17 protein-coding genes are annotated in these 15,211 nt (G+C 51.7%); 6 read left to right on the top strand and 11 right to left on the bottom strand.

Going from position 1 to position 15,211, the window contains the following annotated elements:
* Positions 1-24: 24 nt before the first annotated feature.
* The 4 genes from alsE to JK216_RS06860 all read left to right on the top strand — a co-directional run bounded on the left by alsE (position 25) and on the right by JK216_RS06860 (position 2,781).
* On the top strand, positions 25-702 hold the full coding sequence (gene alsE / locus JK216_RS06875) for a D-allulose 6-phosphate 3-epimerase (RefSeq protein WP_212709330.1): 678 nt from the start codon (positions 25-27) through the stop codon (positions 700-702).
* A 75-nt stretch (positions 703-777) separates the two neighbouring features.
* Positions 778-1,236: a fructose PTS transporter subunit IIA gene (locus tag JK216_RS06870; protein ID WP_212709329.1), complete on the top strand. Its 459-nt coding sequence runs from the start codon at positions 778-780 to the stop codon at positions 1,234-1,236.
* Positions 1,237-1,318: 82 nt separating this feature from the next.
* A complete protein-coding gene (locus tag JK216_RS06865) occupies positions 1,319-1,627 on the top strand; it encodes a PTS fructose transporter subunit IIB (protein ID WP_212710459.1) in 309 nt (102 codons plus the stop codon).
* Between the two features lie 47 nt (positions 1,628-1,674).
* The gene (locus JK216_RS06860) at positions 1,675-2,781 is read left to right on the top strand and encodes a PTS fructose transporter subunit IIC (RefSeq protein WP_212710458.1); all 1,107 of its coding nucleotides are present in this window, start codon (positions 1,675-1,677) and stop codon (positions 2,779-2,781) included.
* 192 nt (positions 2,782-2,973) lie between these two features.
* On the opposite strand, the gene JK216_RS06855 is transcribed toward JK216_RS06860, so the two are convergent.
* Entirely contained in the window at positions 2,974-3,483 is a 510-nt protein-coding gene (locus JK216_RS06855; protein ID WP_212710457.1) for a GNAT family N-acetyltransferase, read from the bottom strand.
* Positions 3,484-3,833: 350 nt separating this feature from the next.
* Here JK216_RS06855 and JK216_RS06850 point away from each other — a divergent pair, with 350 nt between their 5' ends.
* Positions 3,834-4,565, top strand: a complete 732-nt coding sequence (locus JK216_RS06850; RefSeq protein WP_212709325.1) for a MerR family transcriptional regulator — start codon at positions 3,834-3,836, stop codon at positions 4,563-4,565.
* A 48-nt stretch (positions 4,566-4,613) separates the two neighbouring features.
* Here JK216_RS06850 and JK216_RS06845 read toward each other — a convergent pair whose 3' ends face one another.
* The 8 genes from JK216_RS06845 to JK216_RS06810 all read right to left on the bottom strand — a co-directional run bounded on the left by JK216_RS06845 (position 4,614) and on the right by JK216_RS06810 (position 12,752).
* Positions 4,614-5,960, bottom strand: coding sequence for an MFS transporter (locus JK216_RS06845; protein WP_212709324.1), 1,347 nt, complete (start codon positions 5,958-5,960; stop codon positions 4,614-4,616).
* Between the two features lie 303 nt (positions 5,961-6,263).
* Positions 6,264-7,334, bottom strand: a complete 1,071-nt coding sequence (gene lptG, locus JK216_RS06840) for an LPS export ABC transporter permease LptG (protein ID WP_212710455.1) — start codon at positions 7,332-7,334, stop codon at positions 6,264-6,266.
* The gene (gene lptF, locus JK216_RS06835) at positions 7,334-8,401 is read right to left on the bottom strand and encodes an LPS export ABC transporter permease LptF (RefSeq protein WP_212711296.1); all 1,068 of its coding nucleotides are present in this window, start codon (positions 8,399-8,401) and stop codon (positions 7,334-7,336) included. The genes lptG and lptF overlap by 1 nt, the downstream gene beginning before the upstream one ends.
* Positions 8,388-9,005 (bottom strand): YtfJ family protein, encoded by a 618-nt coding sequence (locus JK216_RS06830; protein WP_212709321.1) that lies wholly within the window; start codon positions 9,003-9,005, stop codon positions 8,388-8,390. The genes lptF and JK216_RS06830 overlap by 14 nt, the downstream gene beginning before the upstream one ends.
* Complete coding sequence (locus tag JK216_RS06825) at positions 9,002-9,850, bottom strand: hypothetical protein (protein WP_212709320.1); 849 nt, start codon at positions 9,848-9,850, stop codon at positions 9,002-9,004. Before JK216_RS06825 ends, JK216_RS06830 begins: the two co-directional genes overlap by 4 nt.
* Before the next feature lies 1 nt (position 9,851).
* On the bottom strand, positions 9,852-11,186 hold the full coding sequence (locus JK216_RS06820; protein ID WP_212711295.1) for a lipopolysaccharide biosynthesis protein: 1,335 nt from the start codon (positions 11,184-11,186) through the stop codon (positions 9,852-9,854).
* A gap of 45 nt (positions 11,187-11,231) precedes the next feature.
* Positions 11,232-11,999, bottom strand: a complete 768-nt coding sequence (locus JK216_RS06815; RefSeq protein ID WP_212711294.1) for a hypothetical protein — start codon at positions 11,997-11,999, stop codon at positions 11,232-11,234.
* A 27-nt stretch (positions 12,000-12,026) separates the two neighbouring features.
* On the bottom strand, positions 12,027-12,752 hold the full coding sequence (locus JK216_RS06810; protein ID WP_212711293.1) for a hypothetical protein: 726 nt from the start codon (positions 12,750-12,752) through the stop codon (positions 12,027-12,029).
* A gap of 261 nt (positions 12,753-13,013) precedes the next feature.
* On the opposite strand from JK216_RS06810, the gene JK216_RS06805 reads away from it, so the two are divergent.
* Complete coding sequence (locus JK216_RS06805) at positions 13,014-13,739, top strand: thymidylate kinase (RefSeq protein WP_212710470.1); 726 nt, start codon at positions 13,014-13,016, stop codon at positions 13,737-13,739.
* A gap of 50 nt (positions 13,740-13,789) precedes the next feature.
* Here JK216_RS06805 and JK216_RS06800 read toward each other — a convergent pair whose 3' ends face one another.
* The gene (locus JK216_RS06800; RefSeq protein ID WP_212709318.1) at positions 13,790-14,962 is read right to left on the bottom strand and encodes an aminotransferase class I/II-fold pyridoxal phosphate-dependent enzyme; all 1,173 of its coding nucleotides are present in this window, start codon (positions 14,960-14,962) and stop codon (positions 13,790-13,792) included.
* Complete coding sequence (locus JK216_RS06795) at positions 14,949-15,209, bottom strand: acyl carrier protein (protein ID WP_212709317.1); 261 nt, start codon at positions 15,207-15,209, stop codon at positions 14,949-14,951. The genes JK216_RS06800 and JK216_RS06795 overlap by 14 nt, the downstream gene beginning before the upstream one ends.
* Between the last annotated feature and the right edge of the window lie 2 nt (positions 15,210-15,211).

Genomic DNA, 15,211 nt, shown 5'->3' with positions numbered 1-15,211 from the left:
CTCATTTTATACGGGAGGCAATTTATGCATGCAAAATTTTCACCTTCATTAATGTGTATGGACCTGACACAGTTCAGAGAACAGATCCTTGCAATGAATAACAAAGCCGATTTTTATCATGTCGATATTATGGATGGTAACTATGTCCGTAATATCACCCTCTCCCCTTTCTTTATTGAGAATCTGAAAAAAATCACTACAGTCCCTATTGATGTCCATCTGATGGTTAACCATCCGGAAGATATTATTCCCCTGTGTCTGAATGCCGGCGCTGACATTATCAGCTTCCACCCGGAGACGGCGAATAACAAAATATTTCGACTGCTTAATCTGATTAAAGATGCCGGCAGAAAATGTGGTGTGGTGCTTAACCCGGCGACTCCGGCAGAAAGTATTAGTGAATATGCACACCTGCTGGACAAAGTGACTGTGATGTCCGTAGACCCCGGTTACGCAGGCCAGAAATTCATCCCGCAGTCACTGAGAAAAATAAAAAAACTCATCAGTATGCGTGAGAATAATAATTACCACTACCTGACTGAAATTGACGGGTCATGTAATGAAAAAACATTCGCCAGGATCGCAACATCAGGGGTGGATGTATATATCGTTGGAACCTCCGGCCTGTTTTCTTTGCATTCAGATATCGGGCTGGCATGGGATAGAATGCTGGATATATTCCGAAACCAGACTGACCACTGACACCACAGGAAATATATTCAGGTCATGGTGTATATACGGTAATTAACTATCACCCATTAGTAAAGAAGGTAAGTTATGGATATTTCCGAAGTGCTTTCTGTCAATAATATCTGTTCAGAGATGATGGCCACAACCAAACAGCAAGCCATCGAAGAACTTACAAATATGTTAGTCAGGGATGGTGCCATAATTAACAAAGATGAATTTATCCGCGATGTATGGCTGCGTGAAGCCCAGGGTTCAACCGGTTTCGAAAATCATATTGCTATTCCGCATGGAAAATCATCGGGAGTCGCCCGTACTGCCCTGGCTATCGGACGCACCCGGCAACAAATCCCCTGGGAAACGATGGATGGCAGCGATGTCCGCTGTATTATCCTGTTTGCTGTTCGCCCGGAAGATCAAAACACTGCCCATATCCGTTTATTAGCACAGGTTTCAGCCTCACTGGCCGATGAAGAAATCATATCCAGATTACTTAAGGAAACGGAACCAAAAAAAATTATTCAGTTATTTAATTCTGAAGATAAATAGCATCACCGCTGATGTTATCCGGCAGCGGATTTCGCCCGTGATGCAATAAGTTAAAAACATTGAAACATTATGGAGAATACCGATGAATATTGTAGGCGTTACTGCTTGTACCGTAGGCATTGCACATACCTATATTGCGCAGAAAAAGATTGAGATTGCCGCCAAAAAGGCCGGGCATAATGTGAAGATCGAAACCCAGGGTACCATTGGCATCGAAAATCCCCTGACTGCTGATGAAATTGCCAGCGCAGATATCGTGCTGTTAGCTGCTGACGTGCAGATTTCCGGAGAAGAGCGTTTCGCGGGGAAAAAAATCGTTAAAGTTTCCACCGAAATCGCAGTCAAATCGCCGAACAAACTGATCGAAAAACTCAGTGCATTAGTCAGTTGATAGTTATTCACTAATGCTTACCCAATATAAATTAAAGGGTGTAAGTTATGAGTATAAAAAAAATATGGAAAGCAGCGAACCCTAAAGGCCATCTGCTGACGGCTATCTCCTTTTTAATTCCCATTGTCTGCGGTTCCGGCTTTATTATTGCGATCGGGATGGGCCTCGGAGGAACTGTTCAGCAGACTTTATTGCCGGGCCAGTTTGATTTATGGCAGGCTTTTGCCACCCTGGGCGCCAGGGCGCTGGGACTTTTACCGGTGGTTATCGCTATCGGGATTTCCGGCTCTATCGCCGGTAAACCCGGTATTGCGCCGGGTTTTGTCACAGGACTGGCCGCGAATGAGATTAGTGCGGGGTTTATCGGTGGTATGATCGGCGGCTACATTGCCGGATATATAGCAGTTACGATTATTAAAAATGTGAAAGTCCCGGACTGGGCCCGTGGTTTAATGCCGACACTGATTGTGCCTTTTTTCGCATCGGTTATCAGCTGTCTGGTCATGCTGTATATCATAGGAACACCTATTGGTATTTTTACCGATGCTCTGACATCTTTGCTGCGAAATATGGGGACTTCCTCTAATCTGGTTCTGGGTGCGGTTATTGGTGCTTTGTGTATTGTCGACTTTGGCGGCCCGATCAATAAAACCTGTTTTGCCTTCGTTCTGACACTCCAGGCTCAGGGCATCAATGAGCCCATTACTGCCCTGCAGTTGGTTAATACAGCAACACCTGTTGGTTTCGGACTCGCTTATTTTATTGCCCGGCTGCTGCGTAAAAATATTTATAACAACGCAGAAATCGAAACATTAAAATCGGCAGTTCCGATGGGCATTGTGAATATTGTCGAAGGGTCCATACCTATAGTGATGAATGATATTGTTCGCGGTGTTTCTGCCGCAGCCATCGGCGGTGCCTGTGGTGGCGCTATCACGATGGTATATGGTGCTGATGCAACAGTACCCTTTGGCGGGGTTTTGATGATACCTACCATGTCACAACCTATGGCAGGTGTTATGGCATTACTGGTCAATATCCTTGTCACTGGTGTCGTCTATGCCATTATCAAGAAAAACGTGCCGCGTGACGTTATGACAGATGATAGTTCTGAAGAAGAGGATATCCATATGGATGATATAAAAATAAGCTGATGATATTGACACCTGATATGGCGTTTTTTGCTATGGGATAAAAAACAGTCTGATCTCTGCTCACGCAGACTTATATCATCTCCACAGCTCAACGCCTCGCTGAAAATACAGTTACACCGGGTGGCAAGGCGCTCTCCCCTGCCCCCGGTCATATTTTCTGCAAAGTCAGGCAATGATCGTCAGCGTTCCCGGCTACAGTGTTCGCATCATAATAATATCCCGTTGGGGATCTGAACCAACCTGAAAAATATGTTCGCCTGCTTCAGTAAAGCCGAATTTTTTATAAAAACTGATCGCTCGCGGGTTATGCTCCCATACACCAAGCCAGGCAATATCTGAACCTTTCTGCTCAAGTTCCCGCAGGCAGGCGCGCATCAGGTCATGGGCCAGGCCGCTACCATGATACTGCTTATCCATATACAAACACAGAATTTCACCCGCTTGCTGGCTATTGATACAGGCCGGAAACTCTTCCCACCGCAGCCGGGCATATCCGGCCAGCTCTCCGTGATCTTCACAGACCAGAGTGACCTGGCCGGGGGTCTGGATTTCCCTGAGCTGAATTGCTTTACCGTAACTTTCCCGGCAATGAAGTTCCATATCTTGTGCTGTATTACCGTCCTGAAAAGTATCCCGGAAGGTACGTTCTGCTAACAGAGACAGCGGCTCTGCATCGGAAGGTCTGGCACTGCGAATCAACACATCTTAGCCTTTGGTTAAACAGAATGCTTATCCTGTCCGGAGATGAAAGTCACCACCTGAAACCACCATTTCCGAACACACTATGTAAGCGCCACAGGTTACTGCCCGCCGGGAATAATATATTGATCCGGATCGAGAATTTTTCAGATCCGGATATATTCTGCGGGTAATTGGTCAGGTCCCGGGAAAAACGATTACCGCACCGGCAACCGGCTGGTGGCGGTTTTTTTTCGCCAGTCACTGCGTCGATGAAAAACTGATTAGTCACTGGCCGGTTGCCCTGCAGCGGCTAACAGAACAGATAAATTTCGTAGTATATTACATACTTTATTTTTTAACCGGCGTACTGCATGTTTTACTCGATTGGTGAATTTTCCCGGCTGTGCGGGATAAATGCGACCACGCTGCGCGCCTGGCAGCGTCGTTATGGCTTACTGACCCCGCAGAGAACCGAAGGCGGGCACCGTATGTACACAGATGATGATGTCCGGCTGGCCCTGAAAATTCTCGACTGGCTAAGAAAAGGGGTACCGGTCAGTCAGGTAAAACCCCTGCTTAGCCGCCCGGAAACCGGCCTGACCAATAACTGGCTGTCCCTGCAGGAAAAGATGCTGCAACGCCTGAAAGAGGGAAAAATCGATGCACTGCGCCAGATAGTTTATGACGCTGGCCGCGAATATCCGCGGCCGGAACTGGTGACTGAGGTTCTGCGCCCGCTGCGCAGTCAACTCTCCGCCAACATTCCGGCCATGCTCACCCTGCGGGAAATCCTCGACGGTATTATTATTGCCTACACTTCTTTTTGTCTGGAGGGTGATAAAAAAGTCGCGGGCGATAATATTCTGATCGGCGGCTGGCTGCTGGCAGACCCTTGTGAAGTCTGGCTCGAAGCGCTGAAACGGACCGGAAAAGGTCTGCGGCTGGATGTTCTTCCCCGGCCCGCTGCCACCCCGGCCCCGGTGACTTTCCCCGATAAAAAATGGTTACTGGTGACCGGTGCCCCACTGACGGCTGCACAGGCAGAGCAGTTTCAGCGCTGGCAACAGCAGGTAGCGTCTCTGGAACTGATTACCCTGTACTGACCTCTGTGGTTAACCCCTCAGGCAGACAGAGAGTCTGAACAGGGCTGATCAGTACTGTTCAGGCTGCCGGCGATGGTGATCAGCAATCACCCGCTGTCTGCGTCCCAGCCATAAACTGTTAACCCACCACAGTAATGACAGAGGCACTGCCACCCACGCCATCAGAGCCACCGGTATACCGATGGCCCCCATCGCCGCCCAGCTCCAGGCACCCACCTGATCACCCGCCCGGTACACAGCCGTATCAATAAAACTTTTCGCTTTGTATTTATCTTCCCGTTGTAACACGGTAAACAACACCTCACGCGCCGGCCGGGCCAGGGCAAAATTCCCGGCACGGCGGAATATGCTGAACAGCATGACCGCCAGCAGGGTCGGCCACAGAGATAACGATAAAAAACCGATGATGGTCAGAACCGGCAGAAAACAGAGCACCAGAGCCGTGCCATAACGGTTAAGCAACCGGCTGGCGATAAAAACCTGGGTCAGTAGTGTCAGGATATTGACCGCGAGGTCGGTGGCTGCAAAGAAAGTGGTGCGGGCATCTTCACTGTTAAACGCATGTCTGACCAAATCCGCCTGCCGAAAATACAACAGGGTCGATGTCGTGGAAAACAACAACATATACAGACAGATATTCCTGAGGTACGGCGAACGGAAAGTATGTGTGATACCGGCAAAAATACTGCCGCCGAGGGCCGGGGCGTCATTGTCGCGACTGACTGAGGTATCAGTCGCAGCGGATCGGCTCAGCCCGCAGGAATGATGAATTAACCGCCGTACACAAAATATGGCGCATAACAACAGCAGTGCCGAACACAGCAATAGTCCGCTGATATTCAGCAGACGGGCAAACAGGGTTGTCAGAAAAGAGCCCCCGATAGCACCGACAGTGGCACCGGCTGCCATCAGGGCAAACAACCGTCCGGCACGCTCGGTACTGAATAAATCCGACACCAGCACCCAGAATACGGAAACCGCATACAGGTTAAATACAGACACCCAGACAAAAAACAACCGCCCCGCCCACACCCGTTCACCGGCCGGTAACCAGTACATCAGTGCAGCAAAAATCAGTAAATTAATGACAAAAAAGTAATAAATCAGCGGGATAAGACGCTGCCGTGGAACCGAACGGGATAACGCCGAAAAGGGAATATTCAGCACCAGCATACAGAGTAATGTGGCAGTGAATAACCATTGCAGGTTATGCACTCCTCCTTCAACACCCAGCGTGTCTCTGACTGGCCGTAAAATATAGTAGGAACATAACAGGCAGAAGATATAAGCCATACACCAGAGCAAAGGCTGCCACTCTTCAGGCCTGATATTGAAAAATGCCAGTACCCGTGCTTTCGTCTGCGGCCCCTGTCTGAATTTGTTTAGATTCACCATACCGGATTAACCCGCTTTCAGGAAACCTCTGTCACTGGCAGCAACTACCGGGTCTGTTTCGGCAATATGCTGCCGGTCACGCCATCACCATACAGCAGCTAAAGCTAGGCACCTTTTGCGCAACTGTCAATTAACGGCTCAGCCTGACAGGCTGTGTTGCTGCAGTGGGAACCCGTCTGAACCGCGTATTACACCAGGCGGGCAGCAGCACAGGAAAAATGTTTGATTATGTATATTTTTGTGTCGCTTAACCCTTCCAGGGAAAATGCCCGCGCAGGGACAGGGCGCGCCGCTCCCCGCCGGTTACTGATGGTGCCGGTCAAAACGCCGCAGCAGTATCAGTGCCAGCAACAGGAGACTCAGCGGCAGTAACAGTGCCGTCAGCAGCGGGTTGAATGACAGCAGTAACCCGAGGCTCAGTACCACCTGGTAACTGATATAGGTCAGCAATCCGGTAATGACCCCGACAGCCAGCCGCCCTCCTGCCGATGCGCGGGGTGCATTCAGAGTGAAAGGAACGGCCAGTAACAGCATCGCCACCATCAGCACTGGCTGTCCTGCTTTTTTCCATAAACTAATCCGGTACTGGTTGTCCGGTTGTCCGGAGGATTGCAGATAACCAATATAGTGCCATAACTGCTGTACTGAGAAACTGTCCGGAGGCTGTATCAGATCCGGCAAACGCGCCGCCGGGAGTATCGGTTGCCACGCTGTCTGTTCAAGGCTGCTCAGGGTTTCCTGTCCCTGCCGCCATTGTTTCCGGGTGACCTGATGCAAGGTCCAGAAACCATTTTTTTCAGGGGTTGCGGTACGGGCATAGCAGTAGCGGTTAAGGGTGAAGTCCGGATTGTAGATGAAAATCTCAATATCAAACGGCTCACCGGCTGCATCCGGATATCTGAGGGTAACAAATTGATTATTTCGCCGCGCCCATAAGGTATTTTTACCCTCCGGCAGATCGGTCTGAGCGCGTGCTTTGATCACCAGCGCCTGTTGTTGCAGAGGTGCAGCAATCCACTGATCGACCGCCGCAGATATCACGGCCGCCATCGCCCCCGCCAATAGCATCACCCGGCCAAGGGCGCAGACAGAAAGTCCTGCACTGCGCATCGCCGTCAGTTGCTGGTTTTTTGCCAGCAGCCCGAGTCCGGTAATACCACCGAGTAAAGCAATAAACGGGCCGATATCGACCAGGGTGCGCGGCACCGTCATAACCACCACCAGCAGAGCCTGCGGCCAGCGATAGCCGCTGGCAGTGACATCCTCCAGCTGACTCATCAGATTAAACGTGGAAAAAACCGGCAACAACAGAGCCGCTGAAGCCGCACAACCGAAGAACAGATAACGGATCAGGTAACGTTCGATAATCCCCATCAGACACGGTGCCGCAGTGACGAAAAGTCCCTGAACATCAGCATCAGTAAGACTATGGCGATGCTCACCGTCACCAGCCAGCCCCCGGGGATCTCCGGCAACGAGTTATTGGCCACCAGGGTACGGCACAGATTTCCGCCATAAAATATGGCAATAAATACCAGCGTTAATGGCAACAGCGCGGCATAGCGCCCCTGGCGGGGGCGGCAGCGGCTCAGAGGCACCGCAAGCAACACCATCATCAGGGTATTGATGCCGCGGCTTTGTCGCCATTGCAATTCTGCGATATTTCCGGGGACCGGTACATCTAACAACTGCCTGACCGTGGCAGACTTCTGCCCAGTGCGTAGCGGTATCACCGTCGGTTTCAGCGCCATTTGCAACACATTATAATGTTGCAGGTTATCATCCCTGCCCTGCCGGTCGAGACGATAGGCGGTGCCCGCCTGTAATCGCACCCCGGGACGGAGCGGGGACGGATCAGTGACAGTGACTCGTTGCGCACGGTATAAACGGGTAATATTGCCGGTGCGCGAGTAGATAAGTGCATCGGTTAACTGACGGGTAGCAGGATCAATCCCCGCGGCCAGCACCATTCTGCCACTGTTATTCTGATTAAACGTATTTGCCTGTAAATGGCTGACATCCAGTGCTGACTGTGACTGTTGCTGCAAATGGTAAATCTGGTTATACGCGCGGGGTCTGCCATACAGCGACAACACCGAAACCAGCAACGCCAGCACCACCGCCGGAAACAGTACCGCTGTATACACCCGCCACGGACTGCCACCACAGGCAAAAAATGCAGTTATTTCCGAATCCGTGTGCAGTCGCCCCAGAACCACTGCGGCAGCCACATATAATCCGACCGGTAAAAGCATTTCAAGTGAGATCACTATTTTATAAAATATTACCGCCAGAACAACCGGCAGAGCCAGGGTCCCGTTTGCCGCTTCCGTCAGATAACGTTGTGCCGAGTAGCTGGCGAACATCACCACCAGCAAGCCGCTGATCAGTATCGCCTGACAGGCTATTTCGCGCATCAGATAGCGTTCAATTACCCCCATGGTTTTTCTCCGCCATGACAGCACGCGGCTTTAGCGCCTCCTGCCGCTCCCCGGCGACCAGCTGTTGTAACAGACTGAATACCTGACGGCTGTCGGCCGCTGTCAGCGGGCCTTCCTCAACCCGTCGGACCAGGCCGCCTTTATCCAGCACAACCAGCGCACTGCTGTCTGCCTTCAGCTGCCAGCGCCTGCCGACCTGCCCGTCATTATCGATAACAAACAGGGCCCACGGATAACGTTGCTGGAGCTTTTCTATTTTCCGACGCACAAAATAACCTGTTCCGGGAACAGTATCGTCCATATTCACAATAATCACCGGCTGGAAGGCCGTGACCGGAAAGCGGGCATGCTTTACGGCGATCATCAGTTGATGATCATTGTGTTTTACGGTGCTGCGTCCGGCCATCACCAGTACGACCCTCACCTTACCTGCCAGTTCACCACTGTCCCAGGGACGGTAGCTGATACTCTGAGCACTGACAACCAGCTGACCGCGATCCCTGATCTGCAGCGGAGCCACCGGCTGGCCGTACACCAGATTATGTGCCGCCGCCGCGTGGATGATCAGCCATGGCAGCAGTATCAGATAGCGGAACAGGGTCATCGGTTACCCTCTGCCGGTAAGGAAAAAGCGGTCAGTAACTGTTCCAGACGCCGGCGGATATCACTGTCCAGTGGTGCCGGCCGATCGTAGATATCACCGCCTGACAGTTTATCAGCCACCATCTGGTCATGACGGTCCCCCATCAGGCCGTTAATCACCGCCATAAATCCGGACATCTGACGGGCATGGATATTTTCCGGGGCCAGTGAACGCAAAGTGTCATAAAAGGACAGCTGCTGGCTGACGATTTTTCTCAGCTCATGGAATTCTGCGCCACTCAGCGTCTGGCGGGTGGTTAATTGCCGCAGCCGCTGTAGCTCTGCCCGCCGGTAAACGGCAAACCCCTGCTCAGTCTCAATTTCCGTATGCTGCAGTGCATAATCAATCACTGACCAGACAGCTGTACTCAGTAGTCCGCGCAGGATATAGCCATATTTACGTAGTTGCCCCTGATTCCCGTGGCGGAAGGCATCCTGAAAGTGGCCAAGCATCACCGTCGTCATATTCAGCAAACGACCGGGCCGGTGACCGGTACTGTACAGCCGCAGGGCAAAGCGCAGGTGTTTGTAACGGGCACGGATATATTTGTAGCGCATCCGCACCGCCAGTGGCTGGTTACTGTTCTTCAGAAATGTATTGATCAGCGCCAGCAGTTCTTTACGGTGACAGCCCTCTTCCCAGAATTGCAGACAAAGGGCGTAGTTTTCATACAACACCAGTGACGGGTAGCCGAATTCAGCACAGGCCGGCAGGCTGTCTCCGGCCCCGATAACATCATCCTCTTCCACCGCCTGAAATAATAATGCCGTGGTTTCGGCAGGGAACTTTTGCCAGTGTTTACCCATGTTACTGCCTCTCGCGGAACATAATCCGTCCCGGCCGGTGACGGCCACGGTAGGCACGCAGTGTCGGGATCAGGGTTAACAACATACTCAGGCATTGTCCGGCAAAGTAAGCATAGGCGGCCCCCCGCACACCGGACAGATAACAACTGCCAGTCAGTAATATCAGGTAACAGAAACAGGCCAGTACCTGATAGATTAAAAACGCCCGCTGTTTTCCGGCCATCAACAGTAACGACTCCAGCGGGAACCCCAGCATCGATACTATGGTGGCCCCCAGCATAATTTTGATTAAATCGTAAGCCGCCAGATACTGATGACCAAACACCGCCGTAATTAACGGTTCTCCCGCCACCAGCACCAGTAAGGCCACAGCAATACCCAGTCCTCCGGCCATCAGGGCTGCACGTAACCCCAGTCGCCAGGGAGCGGAGGTTCGCGGGTCAAGCCGCATCACTTCCGGATAAAAGCTTTTTTCCAGTAACCGGGCCGGTGTTCCGGTAGCATCATAAAAGGTCATGGCTATTTTAAATAACCCGGCAGCCGCCGGGCCGGAGACCAGTCCGACCAGCACGGTGCTGCATGAGTTTCTTGCCGCCCACAGGGTATGAGCGATATTGGTCGTCCAGACAAAGTCCCAGGCCCCGTGCAGGTTTCTGGCCGCGCCAAACAGGGCCGGTTTCAGCGCATGACGGATATTACGCCGTTTCAGTTCCCGTCCGGCAAACCACCAGAAAAGGCTGCCGCCTGCCAGGTTAGCGATATACCAGCTGATCATAAACCCCGCAAAACCGAGCCTGAAGTAATAGCAAATCACGCTGCCCGCCGCCTGTAAAAATGGCCTGACCGCCTGCTGTATCGCAATTAAATCAAAGCGATCCAGGGCGCGTAAAATACCGGTCGGTGTCGAAGAAGTCATGGAAGGGATTAAGGTGCAATACACCATCGCCAGCCAGAGGGTTTCCCGGTCTAACCCCAGGGAGGAGGCAAGAAACGGCAACAAACCAATCCCGCCAGTAATTGCTATCAGACTACTGACGATATCCAGACCGAATGAAAAGCGGACGACTTCACGGAAGCGGCCAGTATTATTCTCCTGCAGGGCCGGGGTGCCAAACTGCACCACAAACTGCCAGGTCTGAAACTTAATCAGGTCACTGACGGCTTTGTTATAGGCCTGAATAACCACCAGCACGCCGAACATACGTGGCGTCATACCTTTACCTGCACAGGATAAGGCCAGCAAACCGAGCAACGCACTGACCACACTGCCGCAGCAAAGACTGACAGCATTACGTAACAGGGAACGGAAGGCACCGTCACGCAACCAGTGCTTCATGGTTTACCGTCCGCACATTTTACCGGACAGTGGCCGGCTATCAGGCTATTTTCCATAAAAAATATCCTGCTGCTGTCGGATATCACCGCCGTCAGAAGCCAGTCGCGAAATTGCCGCTAATGCATTATTCAGCACCCGTGGATAAGCGATCCGTGAGTCCAGCTCAATAATACGGGCGCCGTTATAGCTGATACGCTGCATCTGTGAAATTTTGTCCTGCAACTCTTCGTAAGAGTGATCCGGTTTACGGGAAAATGCCGTATCCGCGTCAATATCCAGCCGCAGGATCAGTCCGGGACGGATTGAGGCCATCTGCTGATAGAGACGCCGTTCACTTTCGGCCAGCCGTGTCAGTAAGCGGCCCCTGACCCGTTCGATACCAATGCCCGGCCCGTCATAATAGAAGCCGGATATTTCCGCCTGCGGGTAACGATCACAGATCACCAGCACTCCGCTGTCTGCCAGCCGTACCGTTTTACGCAAACAGGCGGCCCGCCACAGAGAAAAACCATACATAATCAGCGCCACCCACAGGGACGGAGCCTGGTTGCTCATACGCTGGCTTTTATCAGATTTGGCCGCCAGCCTGCGTTCCAGCCAGATGCCAATCAGCGGTAATTGTTTAATTTTGTCGCCATTTTCACCGGAAATAAGTCCAAGGTAGCGCCGTACCACCGGACGCTGTACCCTCAGGCGGTTAACGATATCAGCTGTCAGGGTCGACTTACCGGTGCCATCGCTGCCGACCACCGCAATCAGTCCCTTAATGCACTCAGCCGGACGGCGGGTGTTGAACGGAGTTTCTGTTTTCATAAATTTCGCCTGAAAATCCCCTGACCATCACATATCTGGCGGGGTCAGTCGCTGGAGTATGGCACGTAACGATGCCTGACAGATCTCGGCGGCAGGCGCAGTACCATCAAGATCAATAATGGTGGCCCCGTTAAAGGTCAGAGACGGGATCACCGCTATTTTTTCGCGCAATGCCACCGCAGGATGATCCGGCTTGCGGGTACAGGCGGTTTGTTCGTCCACGTTCAGCCGAATCAGCAACCGCGGCGGGTATGAGGCCATCCACTGGTACAACCTCTGCTCCCTGCGGCGCAGCCAGCCCAGCCAGCGGTTTCCGCCACTGGTTTTCGCCAGTTGTGCGCCATCAACCCGAAACCCTGCGACCTCAGCCTGCGGATAACGATCGGTGATCAGCAATCTCCCCTGGCGGGCTTTCTTCAGCATTTTCCGGAATTTATAACCCCGCCAGCAAGAAAGTAAGAAGATGACCAGTGCGGTCAGATTGCCCGGCAGACGGGAGGGATGTTCACTGACCCGCTGTGCGCGGGATAAAAGAAACCGCCCCACCGGCCCGCCAACCAGCGGCAACTGTCCCAGCCATCGGCCTATCGCCCCTGATGACTGACCGAGATAAATCAGTTCTGTAGGGTTGTATGCAGATAAGTAATTCACCAGACTGTTCGCCAGCGTTGATTTTCCGGAGCCATCACAACCTGTGATAGCAATTATTTTCCCTGCCGACGGAGGAAGGCTTTTTATTTCCTGTGCAGACACAGTGATTATCCATAAATTAAAAAAATCATTTTATTCTAAATAAAGACATATTCAACATAGCAAAACTGAAATGCGCAATTAAAGTCAAAAACATAAAATAACTGCCGGTTATTACTTTAATTTATTTATCAATTAAATAAATATCACATAATAACTAAGCACTATTTGTCCACCACCGGCACTAAAATGCCCTGTTTTGTGCAGAACTATTAAATAACAGCTGTTATATTCGGGATTATTTTATCAAAAGAGAAAACCATGATAAATTCCAGTTGGCCACCGCTAATTGCGGTTATTGGCAGTGATGGTTCGGGAAAGTCAACGATTTGTAAATATCTGATCAATGAACTGCGAAGATATGGCCCGGCGATGCCGGTACATTTAGGTAAACAGGCAGGAAACACCGGCCGTGCATTATCTGCTTTACCTTTACTGGGTAAACCATTAAAAAAAGCCATTGTACATAATACAAAGAAAATAAAATCACCACAGGCAAATGTCAGTCTGTTATCCGCGCTGGTTATTATGGCTTTTGTCGGACGACGGTTATTACGTTTTCGCAGGATGCTGAAATACCGGCGTAAAGGATATATTGTACTCACTGACCGTTTTCCGCAAACACAGGTGCCCGGCGGCTATGACAGTCCGTCATTCCCCGAACAGATAACCGCCGGACGGGTTATTCAGCGGATGGCAGAAAAAGAACGTAAGTTATTTGCATGGATGACCCTGCAACAACCGGATATGGTGATTAAACTGAATGTCAGTCTGAATATTGCCTGCCAGCGAAAACCCGACCATTCTGAAGAAAAACTGGCCAGAAAAATAGCGGTGACACCACAGCTTACTTTCAGCAATGCAGAAGTGGTGGATATTGATGCCGATCAGCCCCTGAATCAGGTGATTACCCTCGCCGGTCAGGCAATCGGGCAGTTTATGGAACGTCGCGGCTACTGCCCTCCTGCCGGTAATGCACCGCGGCAATAACCATTGTCCGGATTACGCATCCGCCATCATTATGCGTAATCCTGTGACGATTATTGTTTTAGCCGGGTAAATACCTGAATAATTTTATCAATTTGCTGTTCACTGTGCGCCGCATTGACGCTGCAGCGCAGCAGAGTCATACCGGCCGGGGCCGCCGGGGGCAAGACCAGATTAACGTACACCCCGTGATCAATCAGGTCACGCCATAAGCGCAGCCCTTCCTCCTGCGAAGCAATCATCACCGGCACCACCGGGCTAATGCGCGGCCCCGACTGATAACCGGCCAATGACAGCCCGTGGTATAAACGTCTCGCGTTGTCCCACAACTTATTTCTCAATGCCGGGCAACCGGCAATGGTACGTAAAGAGGCCCGCACTGAGGCAATACTGGCCGGGGAAGGCGATGCGGTGAAAATATATGGCCGGCTGCTGTAACGCAGTACTTCCATCTCTTTACTACCGGTAGCAAAACCGCCAATCGCGGCCAGACTTTTACTGAATGTGCCCAGAATAATATCAACATCCTGTTCCACACCCGCTTCTTCAGCCAGTCCGCGGCCGTTAGGCCCGGTCACGCCGAACGAGTGCGCTTCATCCACCAGCAGGTAGCCACCCCGCTGTTTTTTTACAGCGACAATCTCCGCCAGCGGGGCAACATCCCCCAGCATGCTGTAAATGCCTTCGACAATGATCAGTGCCTCTGCAGCCCGCTCTCCCAGCCGTTGCAGGCGGCGATCCAAATCGGCCACATCATTGTGCCGGAAGCGGATAATCTCTGCCCCGCCCAGTGCGCAGGCATCATAGATACTGGCATGGCTGTCCGCATCTATTAATACCACTGCCCCGGGACAGGCCAGCGTACTGATCACTGCCAGATTAGCCGTATATCCGGTAGAGAACACAATCGCCGACGGACGACCAAAAAATGCCGCCAGTTCCTGTTCCAGTGCAAGGTGGGAACCATAGCTGCCGTTGGCCATCCGTGAGCCCGTGGTTCCGGTGCCCTGCTGTGCCATTGCCATCTGACCGTCAGCTATTGCCTGCGGGTCGAAAGTCAGGCCCAGATAATTGTTGGTCCCGGCGAGTATTACCCGCCGGTCGCCGATACGTCCCTCAGTTGCCGAATAAACTTCATCGATGCAGGTACCGAACGGATTCAGTCCCGAGTGACTGAAATACTGCCGCTGGTTTTTCAAACGGGAGAATTTATCATAAAGACCCATTTGCGTTCTCCAGCCAGGGTTGCAAGGCGTTCAGTAACTGCCGCGGAGTTCTGACGTCCAGCAGGATATTAATCGGAATCGAGATATCCAGTTTATCTTCAAGCATCATCAGCAAATCCAGCACCCTGACAGATTCCAGCCCCAGGTCATTAATCAAATCGCTGTCGGGGGTGATTTCCACACCACTGTCAGCAATATTTTTCAGGCAGGTCAGAATACAGGTCATCACAGCATCACGATTTAGCATAG

This window comes from Tatumella sp. JGM94 (genome assembly GCF_018257595.1).
GTDB lineage: Bacteria > Pseudomonadota > Gammaproteobacteria > Enterobacterales > Enterobacteriaceae > Tatumella > Tatumella punctata.
The sequence above is the reverse complement of the archived record's forward strand: the minus strand, read 5'-3'. Positions and strand labels throughout refer to the sequence as shown.

What these genes read in the sequence shown, in the direction of transcription:
- JK216_RS06870 (WP_212709329.1), top strand. Translation starts at nt 778, where the DNA reads ATGGATATTTCCGAAGTGCTTTCTGTCAATAATATCTGTTCAGAGATG.
- lptG (WP_212710455.1), bottom strand. Translation starts at nt 7,334, where the DNA reads ATGGGGATTATCGAACGTTACCTGATCCGTTATCTGTTCTTCGGTTGT.
- JK216_RS06815 (WP_212711294.1), bottom strand. Translation starts at nt 11,999, where the DNA reads ATGAAAACAGAAACTCCGTTCAACACCCGCCGTCCGGCTGAGTGCATT.
- lptF (WP_212711296.1), bottom strand. Translation starts at nt 8,401, where the DNA reads ATGGGGGTAATTGAACGCTATCTGATGCGCGAAATAGCCTGTCAGGCG.
- JK216_RS06845 (WP_212709324.1), bottom strand. Translation starts at nt 5,960, where the DNA reads ATGGTGAATCTAAACAAATTCAGACAGGGGCCGCAGACGAAAGCACGG.
- JK216_RS06850 (WP_212709325.1), top strand. Translation starts at nt 3,834, where the DNA reads ATGTTTTACTCGATTGGTGAATTTTCCCGGCTGTGCGGGATAAATGCG.
- JK216_RS06830 (WP_212709321.1), bottom strand. Translation starts at nt 9,005, where the DNA reads ATGACCCTGTTCCGCTATCTGATACTGCTGCCATGGCTGATCATCCAC.
- JK216_RS06825 (WP_212709320.1), bottom strand. Translation starts at nt 9,850, where the DNA reads ATGGGTAAACACTGGCAAAAGTTCCCTGCCGAAACCACGGCATTATTA.
- JK216_RS06860 (WP_212710458.1), top strand. Translation starts at nt 1,675, where the DNA reads ATGAGTATAAAAAAAATATGGAAAGCAGCGAACCCTAAAGGCCATCTG.
- alsE (WP_212709330.1), top strand. Translation starts at nt 25, where the DNA reads ATGCATGCAAAATTTTCACCTTCATTAATGTGTATGGACCTGACACAG.
- JK216_RS06820 (WP_212711295.1), bottom strand. Translation starts at nt 11,186, where the DNA reads ATGAAGCACTGGTTGCGTGACGGTGCCTTCCGTTCCCTGTTACGTAAT.
- JK216_RS06800 (WP_212709318.1), bottom strand. Translation starts at nt 14,962, where the DNA reads ATGGGTCTTTATGATAAATTCTCCCGTTTGAAAAACCAGCGGCAGTAT.
- JK216_RS06795 (WP_212709317.1), bottom strand. Translation starts at nt 15,209, where the DNA reads ATGCTAAATCGTGATGCTGTGATGACCTGTATTCTGACCTGCCTGAAA.
- JK216_RS06865 (WP_212710459.1), top strand. Translation starts at nt 1,319, where the DNA reads ATGAATATTGTAGGCGTTACTGCTTGTACCGTAGGCATTGCACATACC.